The following is a 9,759-nucleotide window of genomic DNA, read 5'->3' on the forward strand; positions in this document are numbered from 1 at the left end:
CACCGGCACCCCTTGTGATCAGAAGAAGCAGACGACGGCGTAGCCGCAGCCGACGAAGTCCTGGCAGCTCCCGATGCCGAGGCACTTGGTGAGCTCGTCGAAGTCGCCGACCTCGTGCAGTGCCGGGGGCTCGTAAATGGCGGACATGGTTCCTCCCAGATGGGGATCGTCCGGGCCGACCAGTTCGGCCCGTGACATGTCTGGGAATCTACGCAGCGTCATGTCCCACGGTCATGGGTCAGGTGCCTCACGACCGTCCCGCCGCCCGTCCCGTCAGCCGTCCCAACGCCGGTGGCGCAGCCAGCCGGCCGCCAGTGCCGCGACGGTCCAGGCGAGCAGGACGGCGAACCCGGTGAGCGCGTCGTCCGAGCCGACGGTGAGCATCCGCATGCCGGCCCGGTCGGGGAGGTAGCGGACCATCTCCTTGGTCGCGCCGATGGTGGACAGGATCTGGGAGCCGGCCAGCACCATCGGGAGCAGGACGGTCAGCGGGACGACGGCGCCGCGGGCCGTCGCGGCCACGCCCGCCGCGAACAGGCTCATCATCGTCAGATAGACCACGGCGCCGGCGAGGGCGCGGGGGACACCACTCGTGTCGATGCCGGCGCCGTGGGGACCGAGGGCGAACTGCGTGAGCAGGTAGCCGAGGACGGTGACGGGGATCGCGACAGCCACCGCTGCGGCGGCGGTGACGGCGGCCTTCGCCAGGTAGAGCCGGCCGCGCCGGGGCACGGCGAGCAGCGAGACCCGCATCATGCCGGACGAGTACTCGCTCGACACGAGGAGCACGGCGAACACGATCAGCGCCAGCTGGCCGTAGAGGACGCCGTCCATGCCGGTCTGCTCGGGGGTGAAGTCGGAGCGGAGCAGGGGGTTGTCGGACTCGATCGCCTTCCTCGCGGACCAGCCGCCCAGGGCGGAGAGGAGGAGGCTGGCGGGGGCGAACAGCAGCAGCGCGCCGAACGTGCCGCGCACGCCCCGCAGTTTGGTGACCTCGGCCCGCATGGCCGCGACCGTCTCAGACACGGGTGCTGCTCCCTTCGGGGCCGGTGAGCTTGAGGAAGGTGTCCTCGAGCGATCCCGTGTGGGTGCTCAGCTCCTCGAGCGGGATGTCGCCCGCCGCGGCCAGCCGGTTGATCTCGGCCGCCGTCAGGCCGTCGACCTCCAGGCTGCCGTCGTGCGCGAGGCTCAGCGAGGCGCCGTTCCGCTCCAGTTCCCCGTGCAGGCGCAGGGGTTCGGAGGTCCGCACCCGCACGTAGGTCCGGGCGTGGCGCCGGATGAACTCGTCCGTGCCGGTCTGGGCGAGCAGTCGTCCGCGGCCGATGACGACCAGGTCGTCCGCGACCACGGACATCTCGGCCATCAGGTGGCTGGAGACGAGGACGGTCCGGCCCTCGGCGGCCATCGAGCGCAGCAGGTCGCGCAGCCACCGGATGCCCTCCGCGTCCAGGCCGTTGACCGGCTCGTCGAGCACCAGGACGGGCGGGTCGCCGAGCAGGGCCGCGGCCAGGCCGAGCCGCTGTCCCATGCCGAGGGAGAACGTGCCGACCCGCCGCCGGGCCGCTCCGGTCAGGCCGACCGCCTCCAGGACCTCCGCGACCCGTCGCCGGTCGATCCGGTTGCTCTGCGCGATCCAGCGCAGGTGGTCGGCGGCGGTGAGGCTGCGGTGCGGGACCGCCGTCTCCAGCAGGGCGCCGACCTGCCGGGCGGGGTACGTCAGTTCGTGATAGGGGCGGCCGCCGATGAGGGCGGTTCCGGCATCCGGGCGGGTGAGGCCGAGGATCATGCGCATCGTCGTGGACTTCCCGGCCCCGTTGGGGCCCAGGAACCCGGTGACGGCGCCCGACCGCACCGTGAAGGTGAGGCCTGCCACGACGGTGTTCTCCCCGTACCGCTTGGTCAGGTTCTGGACTTCGATCACGGGACGAGTCTCGTCCGGCGGGCCGGTCGGCCGCATCGGTCCGGGGGCGGGGTTCCGCGCCGGCCCGCGCGGGCCGAACCCATACCTGCGGATGAGTCCGGTGCCGGCGAACGGTCCGGGCTCAGTACGGCAGTGTCGCCGCGATCCGGAAGCCGCCGCCCGGCCGCGGCCCGGCGCTGAAGGTGCCGCCGTGCGCGGCGACCCGCTCCTTCATCCCGACCAGGCCCATTCCCCCGCCGGGGACGGTGGGCCGGTGCCCGGGCCCGGGGCCCTCGTCGGTGACGTCGATCGTCAACGTGCCCCGCACGGCGGCGAGTCGGACCTGGCAGCGGGTGGGCGAGGCGTGCTTGACGACGTTGGTCAGGGCCTCCTGGACGATCCGGAACGCGGACAGCGCGACACCGTCCGGGGGTTCCTCCTCGTACCCGGTCCGCAGGTCGACGCGGACTCCGGCCGCCTCGGCCGTGCGCACCAGGGCCGGCAGGTCCGTCAGCCCCTGGGCCGGCCGCAGGTCGTCGGCGCCGCCGTCCTGCTCGCGGCGGAGCACCTTGAGGGTGGCCCGCATGTCCCGCAGCGCCCGGCGGCTGACGTCCTCGATCACCGCCAGGGCTTCCCGTGCCTCGTCGGGGCGGGTGTCGACCACGTGGTTGGCGACGCTCGCCTTGATCGCGATCAGGCCCACGCTGTGGGTGACGACGTCGTGGATGTCACGGGCGATGCGCAGGCGTTCCTCGGTCTTCGCCTGCTCGGCCGCGTGCTCGATGGCGCGCCGCAGGCTCTCCCGCCGTTCCCTGACCGCGGCCCCCGTCGCCCAGGTGGCGCCGAGGACGAGCACCCCGAGCACGGTCTGCACGGCCCTGCTCCCGCCCTGGTACCCCTGCCCTCCCGACACCGTCATCAGGATCGCGCCGGCCGCGCACAGCCCGGCGACCGGGGCCGCGGACAGCCCCGGCCGCCCCCGCCTGGTGGTGGCCACCAGGTACAGGGCGTAGGCGGCGGCGAGGAAGGGGGTCGGCCCGACCCCGGCGACCAACGCCACACAGGCGGCGGTGAACACGACCGCGAACACCGGGACCGGCCACAGCCTCCGGACGGCCAGCGGCAGCGCGGTGCCCAGGGACAGCAGCCACACGGCGGTGGCACTCAGCTCGCCACCGCCGGCCGGACGCAGCACCGACACCTGCGGGAGGAGCACGAACCCGAGCACGGCCAGCACGTCCAGCGTGATCAGGCGCCGACGAGGAACATCACCCATGTGCCGAACGTAGGGGGCCGGTTCGAGGCGCGTCCAGTGCGGGCGTGGATCAAGGCCGGCAGGTGCGGCGATCGCCCCGTGGGTGTGCTGCCGCCCGCCGGCGACCAGGCCAATTGGTCCACACCATATGTTCGTCGACAATGCCCCCCCTGTCACTGGATAAACATCCGTTCCCTCGGGAAACAGCCGTCACCTCCCCGTTTCGGCCACCGTCCGCCGCGTCCGCACGGCACCCGGAACGGAGGGAGGGCATCCGGCGACGGGGCCGCGCCAGGCCCGGGGCCACCGGGGGCGCGGGCCCACCCGCGGGTCCGGGCCCGCCGGCGCCCCAGCGCCGCACCCCTCCGGCGAAGACATACCGATGACCGGATAGTCACTCATCAAGCGGAACGATCTCTTTCACTTAAGAGCGGAACTTGCGTTCCGATCATTCGTCTACCCATACTCGCTTGAGCACCGGACCGGCCTTTCTCCTGCAAAGAATGACGCACCGAAGAAAAACGAGCCGTACGACGTGCCAAACGGGGGACGTACAAATGGAGATCAACCTGTTCATCATCAGCGACAATCCGGTTTCTCTCGCCGGGCTGGAGACAATCATCGAACAGGATGACAGATTCACGCTCGTCGGCCGGGCCGTGGGCGGCCTCGACGGCATGCGATGTCTCGAGAACACCGAATTACAGCCGCACGTGATCATCCTGGGTGAGCCGTCCTCGAAGAGGTCGGTCTACGAGAACGCCCAGCAGATCGTCTCGACATACCGTCGCCACAAGACCAGGCCCAAACTGATGGTGGTGTCGCAGAACGACGACGACGACGCCGTCTTCACCGCCCTGCGCGTCGGGGTCAGCGGATATCTCTCGCACATGAGGTCGTCCGAGGAACTCCTCCATTCCATCGAGATCGTGGCCAAGGGCGGCGCCGTCTTCAGCCGGACCGTGGCCTCCCGGCTCAGCCTGCACTTCTCCACCGTGCAGATCCTGCCGGAGACGACCGGGTTGTCCGACCTGACCAGCAGGGAACTCGAGATCCTGGAACTGGTCGCCGGCGGACTGAGCAACCACCAGATCGCCCGTCGGATCTTCCTGGCGGAGAAGACCGTGCGCAATTACGTCTCGCGGATCTTCGCGAAACTGGAGGTGCACGACCGGGCCTCCGCCGCCATGCTGGCCCGCGACGCCGGTCTCGGAAAGGAGACACGGGAAGTCCGCACCGCGTAGCACGAATTCGACTCAGGCGTGGCACGGCACCTGCCGAACGCGCCCGACCCGCACGAAGAAGCTCCGGTTGGAGCGGGTGGCCGACGACGGCCCCGCCGAGCCGGGGCTTCGCCGTGCCCTGCCCGAAACCGGCATTCCGGCCATCGGAACACAAGGAGTGAACGAGTCGTGTCCCCCACCGAGTTGCCCCTCGTCTGCCTTCCCTTCGCGGGCAGCGGAGCCGGGTTCTACCGCGGCTGGAACGCCGCACCGCCCGGCCTCAAGGTCATACCCCTCCAACTTCCCGGCCGCGAGGAGCAGTTCCTGGAGGAGCCGTTCACCGACGCGTCGAAGGCCGCCTCCGCCCTCGCCCCGCGGATCCTGGAACTCGTGGGCGAGCAGGCGCCGTTCGCGCTCTTCGGCCACAGCCTGGGTGCCGTCCTCGCGTACGAGCTGGCCCGTGGGCTGGGCGGACGCTCCGGACTGCGCCACCTCTTCGTGAGCGGATCCCCCGGCCCCGGCAGCGGGCGCGAGCGGCGGGCGACCGGGCTGGACGACGAGGAGTTCCTGGCCCGCGTCGGCGAGTTCGCCGGCTACCGGCACGCGGCGTTCGACGACCCCGATCTGCGGGACCTGCTCCTGCCCCTGCTGCGCGCCGACGTGGCGATGCACGAGGACTACGTCCCCGCTTCCGACACCCCGCTGCCCCTCCCGGTCACCTCGCTGCGCGGTGCCGACGACGGGCTCGTCTCCCGGGCGCAGGCCGAGGAGTGGCGGACCACCACCGAGGCGTCCTTCGGCTACCGGGAACTGCCCGGCGGCCACATGTACCTCGTCGACTCCCCGGAGGTGCTGCTGACCACGGTCGCGCAGGTGCTCTCCGACGGCGACGCCGCCCCGGCCGACCCCGACCGCGGAGGGTCGCCGTGCAGCTGAAGGGCAAGACGGCCGTGATCACGGGGGCGGCGCGCGGGCTCGGCCGCGCCTGTGCCGTCCGCTTCGCGGCGGAGGGCGCCGACCTGCTGCTGCTCGACATCGCCGAGGACCTCCCCGGCGTGGGGTACCCCATGGGCTCGGCCGCCCAGCTCGCGCACACGGCCGACCTGTGCGCGCGGCACGGCGTCACGGTGCTCCCCGCCCACTGCGACGTGCGCGACCCCGGAAGGGTCACGTCGGTCGTGGCGGAAGGCCTCGACCGGTTCGGACGGCTGGACGTCCTGGTCAACGGCGCGGGGATCGCCGCGCCCTCCGGCCGCAGGGTCCACGAGATCACCGAGGACGAGTGGTCGCTCATGCTGGACGTCGACCTGTCGGGGGCCTGGCGGATGACCAAGGCCGTGGTTCCGGCGATGGTCGAGCAGCGCTCGGGAAGCATCGTCAACATCGCCTCGACGGCCGGCCTCGTGGGCTACCGGCACTTCGCCGGCTACGTCGCCGCCAAGCACGGCATGATCGGCCTGACCAAGGCGGCGGCCCTGGACTACGCGCCGCACCGCGTCCGGGTGAACGCGCTCTGCCCCGGCTCCGTCCGGGACGACCCGCTGGTCGAGGGCCGGATGCTCTCCGAGATAGCGCGCTCGCTCGACGTCCGCGTCGACGAACACGAGGAGGTGTTCGTCCAGGCCCAGCCGATGAACGCCCTCATCGAGCCCCAGGACATCGCCGGTGCGGCCCTCTGGCTGGCGGGCGACGACTCGCGCCAGGTGACCGGCAGTGTGCTCACGGTCGACGGCGGCTTCAGCGCCCGGTGACCGTGCCCGCCCGCCCCCTTCGGAGAGGGAGATCTGATGACCGTACGCACCCCTGCCTGCCACAGCCTGGTGGTACGCGCCCGGTACCCGGTCGACCGGGACCAGAGCCGGAAGTTGTTCGAGCAAGAGAGCCGGGAACGGCCGGAGTTGGCGGGGTCGAGGCTGTGGACCCTGCCGCTCCCGGTGGACTCCTCGGCGGGCCCCGGGCACCCGCGCGTCCGTCAGGAGGCCGAGCGGCCGCTGCACCCCTGCGGCCCCCCGTTGCGCGCCGTGCTCGTGGAGTACGCCGACGGGGTCGTCGACGCCGTCCTGGTGGCGCGGTGTTCGGTGCCCTACGACGCCCTCGCGCGGCTGGCGGCGCTCCTCCTGGACGGTGAGCCCCTCGACGGCCACCCGCTGTCCTCCTTCGACGCACCGGGCGCACCGGACGCGGAAGACGGGTCGGACGGGGACACCGCGCCGCTCGCGGTGCCCTGGGGCCTGGGGTCCGGCCGGGTGCCGGACCGCACCGCCGCCGGGACGGTGCCGCTGACGGACCGGCCGGCCTGGCCCGGGGAGGAGGCGCTGGTGGCCGCGGCGGCGCTGGCGCTGGCGCGCTACCAGGGCGGCCCGGCGGCGCGCATCGCGGTGTTCGACCACGCGTTCCGGGCGGGCGGTCCCGCGGTGCGGTCCGTCCGGGTCGACGCGGACGGCACGGTCGCGGACCTCCTCGCGGCCGGCAGCGGCGCTCCGCTGTCCGGCGCGGCGGCCGCGAGCGTGGGCGTGGTCCTCGGTGACGCCGCCTCCGGGACGTCCTACACCCCGTTCCCGGGTTCCGGGCTCCCCCTCCTCCTCCATCTGGAACGGCAGCCCGACGGCACCTGCGCCGCCCGCCTCCACCACGATCCGCGCACGGTGGCCCCGCTGACCGCGGAGTGGTTCGGACGGAGCGTCCTGCACCTGGCCGCGCGGCTGCGCGACCTGCCCGGGACGACCCCGACGGCGCGGCTGGGCCTGCTGGACCCCGCCGCGGCCGAGGCCGTGACGCGGCTGGGCGGCTTCCGTCCCGCGGCCGAGGCCGGCGGGCCCGCGCCCGCCGGGCCCGGGCCGGAGCGGCGGACGCCGCCGGACACCATCGACGGGCGGATCGCGGAGCTGGCCCGGCAGCGGCCGGACGCCGTCGCGGTGACCGACGACGAGGGCGGTCTGACGTACGGCCTGCTGGACGGCCGGGCGGAGCGGGTGGCCGCCGGCCTGCGCGCCCTCGGGGTGGCCGGCGCACGGGTGGGGGTGTGCCTGGAGCGGGACACCACGCTCGTCGCCACCCTGCTGGGCGTGCTGAAGGCGGGCTGCGCCTACGTCCCGATGGACACCCGGTACCCCGAGGAGCGGCTGCGCTACACCGCGACCGACGCCGGGGTGCCGGTCGTCATCGGGGACCCGGCGCGCTTCCCCCGGATCGAGGGGGTGACCGTGGTCTCCCCCCAGGAGCTGATGGACGCGCAGGAACCCCCGGTGACCGGGGACACCGAACACCCCGGTGCGGAGACGGCCGCCTACGTCATCTACACCTCGGGATCCACCGGCCGCCCCAAGGGGGTCGTGGTCCCCCACCGCAACGTGCTGGCCCTGGTCGGTGCCACGTCCGCCGACCTCGGTCTCGGACCGGACGACGTGTGGACGTTCTTCCACTCCAGCGCCTTCGACTTCTCCGTGTGGGAGATCTGGGGCTGCCTGCTCACCGGGGGCCGGCTGGTCGTCGTCCCGCACTGGGCGACCCGTGACCCGGACGAGTTCCACGAGTTGCTGGCCCGGCGGCGGGTGACCGTCCTCAGCCAGACCCCGTCCGCGTTCTCCCAGCTCGTCGAGGCCGACACCCGGTCGGCACCGGGCGCCGCACCGCTCGCCCTGCGGCTGGTCGTCTTCGGCGGCGAACCGCTGAACACGGCGATGCTGGGGCGGTGGTTCGCCCGCCACTCCCCCGCCCGGTGCCGGCTGGTCAACATGTACGGCATCACGGAGACGACCGTCCACGTCACCGCGCAGGAGGTGACCCCGCGCGAGGTCCTGGAGCGGTCCCGGTCCGTGGGCCGGGCGCTGCCCGGCTGGTGGGTGTCGGTCCGGGACGAGCACGGCCACGTCCTGCCGCCGGGGCCCGCCGGTGAGATCTTCGTGGGTGGTGCCGGGGTGGCCGACGGCTATCTCGGCCGTCCCGAGCTGACGGCGGACCGCTTCGTCGACGACCCGGTGACCGGGGAGCGGGTGTACCGCAGCGGCGACCGGGGCCGGCTGAGGCCGGACGGCCGGCTCGACCACCTCGGCCGGCTGGACAACCAGGTGAAGGTGCGGGGCCACCGGATCGAGCTGGACGAGATCACCTCGGTCCTGGCCTCGGACCCCGGGGTCGCCGACGCGGCGGTCGTCTTCCGCGAGGGCGAGGCGGGGGACCCGGCCGGCGCCCGCATCGACGCCTACGTGGTGCTCCGGGACGGCGGCTCGGTGGACCAGGTGTGGCGGACGGCCCGCCGCGTGCTGCCGGACCACATGCTGCCGGCCGGCCTCACCGGGGTGTCCGGCATCCCGCTGACCCTCAACGGCAAGCCGGACCTCTCCCGGCTGCCGGCCCCGTCCGCCGTCCCCGCCTCGACTCCGACCGCGCCCCCGGCACCGGCACCGGCACCGGTCACGGACCGGGACGGCGAGGCGGCGGATCCGGAGGCGACAGGCGACCTCAGGACCGAGATCCTCGCCGTGTGGTCCGGTCTGCTGGGCGTGGACGTGGAACCCGACGGCAACTTCTTCGAACTCGGCGGCAACTCCCTCCTGGTCGTCCGCATGCTGTCGGACCTGCGGCAACGGGGGCTGCCCAAGGTGACGCCGCGCGAGTTCTACGGGAACTCCACGGCGCGGGCGTTCGTGGAACTGGTCCTCGGCCGCGTCGCGGAGACCCCGTAGCCGTCCTCACACCAGCGGTGTTCACACCAAGGGGGCGAAGAAGTACGTGACGCGGTGGGCGAAGAGGCCGGTGCCGTCCGTCCTGAAGAAGTCGGCGAACCGCAGGCTCACCGCGTCACCCCCCTTGAGCGTTCCGGTGAAACTGCCGCGCACCGCGGCCTCCCGCCCGGACAGCAGCAGCTGGTCGACCGTGTGCCTGCCGTCGGCGATGACCCGCTCCCCCCGGTAGAAGGCGGTCAGTTCGCCCCGGCCGACCAGGGGCTGGTAGCCGGGCCGTTCGTAGGTCGCGTCGGTGGTGAAGAGCTCCACCAGTTCGTCGAAGCGGTTGGCGTCGACCAGCGCGTAGTAGCGGTGGACCGCGTCCTGGATCGGGGAGGCTCCGGTCATGACTGCATGCTCCCCGCCAGGCTGCGCGGCCGCATGTCGGTCCACTGCCGGTCGATGTACTCCAGGCAGGTGTCGCGGGTGTCCTCGGCATGGGCGACCGCCCAGCCGTCGGGCACCGCGAGGGAGGCCGGCCACAGGGAGTGCTGCCCCTCGTCGTTGACGAGCACGAGGTAGCCGGCGTCCGGGTCGTCGAACGGATTCGTCATGGGATGTCCTCATCTCTGCGTCTACGGAATCTCTGCGTCTACGGATCTACGGACTTCTGGAGCTGGTCTTCGGTCTGTCTCCGCGTGCCGGGGAACCGTGGCC

10 protein-coding genes are annotated in these 9,759 nt (G+C 72.8%); 4 read left to right on the forward strand and 6 right to left on the reverse strand.

What is annotated here, in order from left to right; all coding sequences use genetic code 11:
- Positions 1 to 18: 18 nt before the first annotated feature.
- The 4 genes from ACFU6K_RS19800 to ACFU6K_RS19815 all read right to left on the reverse strand — a co-directional run bounded on the left by ACFU6K_RS19800 (position 19) and on the right by ACFU6K_RS19815 (position 3,176).
- The gene (locus tag ACFU6K_RS19800; protein WP_103079659.1) at positions 19 to 147 is read right to left on the reverse strand and encodes an aborycin family tricyclic lasso peptide; all 129 of its coding nucleotides are present in this window, start codon (positions 145 to 147) and stop codon (positions 19 to 21) included.
- A gap of 126 nt (positions 148 to 273) precedes the next feature.
- Positions 274 to 1,026, reverse strand: coding sequence for an ABC transporter permease (locus ACFU6K_RS19805; RefSeq protein WP_380664704.1), 753 nt, complete (start codon positions 1,024 to 1,026; stop codon positions 274 to 276).
- The gene (locus ACFU6K_RS19810) at positions 1,019 to 1,921 is read right to left on the reverse strand and encodes an ABC transporter ATP-binding protein (protein ID WP_380664706.1); all 903 of its coding nucleotides are present in this window, start codon (positions 1,919 to 1,921) and stop codon (positions 1,019 to 1,021) included. Before ACFU6K_RS19810 ends, ACFU6K_RS19805 begins: the two co-directional genes overlap by 8 nt.
- Before the next feature lie 121 nt (positions 1,922 to 2,042).
- On the reverse strand, positions 2,043 to 3,176 hold the full coding sequence (locus ACFU6K_RS19815; protein ID WP_380664708.1) for a sensor histidine kinase: 1,134 nt from the start codon (positions 3,174 to 3,176) through the stop codon (positions 2,043 to 2,045).
- 536 nt (positions 3,177 to 3,712) lie between these two features.
- Between ACFU6K_RS19815 and ACFU6K_RS19820 the strand changes: the two genes are divergently transcribed.
- The 4 genes from ACFU6K_RS19820 (at position 3,713) to ACFU6K_RS19835 (ending at position 9,063) form a co-directional block, all read left to right on the forward strand.
- The gene (locus ACFU6K_RS19820) at positions 3,713 to 4,399 is read left to right on the forward strand and encodes a LuxR C-terminal-related transcriptional regulator (RefSeq protein ID WP_380664710.1); all 687 of its coding nucleotides are present in this window, start codon (positions 3,713 to 3,715) and stop codon (positions 4,397 to 4,399) included.
- 168 nt (positions 4,400 to 4,567) lie between these two features.
- A complete protein-coding gene (locus tag ACFU6K_RS19825; RefSeq protein ID WP_380664712.1) occupies positions 4,568 to 5,314 on the forward strand; it encodes a thioesterase II family protein in 747 nt (248 codons plus the stop codon).
- Positions 5,305 to 6,129 (forward strand): mycofactocin-coupled SDR family oxidoreductase, encoded by an 825-nt coding sequence (locus tag ACFU6K_RS19830; protein ID WP_380664714.1) that lies wholly within the window; start codon positions 5,305 to 5,307, stop codon positions 6,127 to 6,129. Before ACFU6K_RS19825 ends, ACFU6K_RS19830 begins: the two co-directional genes overlap by 10 nt.
- A gap of 36 nt (positions 6,130 to 6,165) precedes the next feature.
- Positions 6,166 to 9,063, forward strand: a complete 2,898-nt coding sequence (locus ACFU6K_RS19835) for an amino acid adenylation domain-containing protein (protein WP_380664716.1) — start codon at positions 6,166 to 6,168, stop codon at positions 9,061 to 9,063.
- Between the two features lie 21 nt (positions 9,064 to 9,084).
- Here the strand turns inward: ACFU6K_RS19835 and ACFU6K_RS19840 are convergent, their stop codons facing one another.
- Together ACFU6K_RS19840 and ACFU6K_RS19845 are read right to left on the reverse strand one after the other, a co-directional pair.
- Positions 9,085 to 9,450, reverse strand: a complete 366-nt coding sequence (locus ACFU6K_RS19840) for a nuclear transport factor 2 family protein (protein WP_380664718.1) — start codon at positions 9,448 to 9,450, stop codon at positions 9,085 to 9,087.
- Entirely contained in the window at positions 9,447 to 9,656 is a 210-nt protein-coding gene (locus tag ACFU6K_RS19845) for an MbtH family protein (protein ID WP_380664719.1), read from the reverse strand. The genes ACFU6K_RS19840 and ACFU6K_RS19845 overlap by 4 nt, the downstream gene beginning before the upstream one ends.
- Positions 9,657 to 9,759: the final 103 nt, after the last annotated feature.

The organism is Kitasatospora sp. NPDC057512, from assembly GCF_042802135.1.
Classification (GTDB): Bacteria; Actinomycetota; Actinomycetes; order Streptomycetales; family Streptomycetaceae; genus Kitasatospora.

What these genes read in the sequence shown, in the direction of transcription:
- ACFU6K_RS19840 (WP_380664718.1), bottom strand. Translation starts at nt 9,450, where the DNA reads ATGACCGGAGCCTCCCCGATCCAGGACGCGGTCCACCGCTACTACGCG.
- ACFU6K_RS19815 (WP_380664708.1), bottom strand. Translation starts at nt 3,176, where the DNA reads ATGGGTGATGTTCCTCGTCGGCGCCTGATCACGCTGGACGTGCTGGCC.
- ACFU6K_RS19845 (WP_380664719.1), bottom strand. Translation starts at nt 9,656, where the DNA reads ATGACGAATCCGTTCGACGACCCGGACGCCGGCTACCTCGTGCTCGTC.
- ACFU6K_RS19820 (WP_380664710.1), top strand. Translation starts at nt 3,713, where the DNA reads ATGGAGATCAACCTGTTCATCATCAGCGACAATCCGGTTTCTCTCGCC.
- ACFU6K_RS19835 (WP_380664716.1), top strand. Translation starts at nt 6,166, where the DNA reads ATGACCGTACGCACCCCTGCCTGCCACAGCCTGGTGGTACGCGCCCGG.
- ACFU6K_RS19800 (WP_103079659.1), bottom strand. Translation starts at nt 147, where the DNA reads ATGTCCGCCATTTACGAGCCCCCGGCACTGCACGAGGTCGGCGACTTC.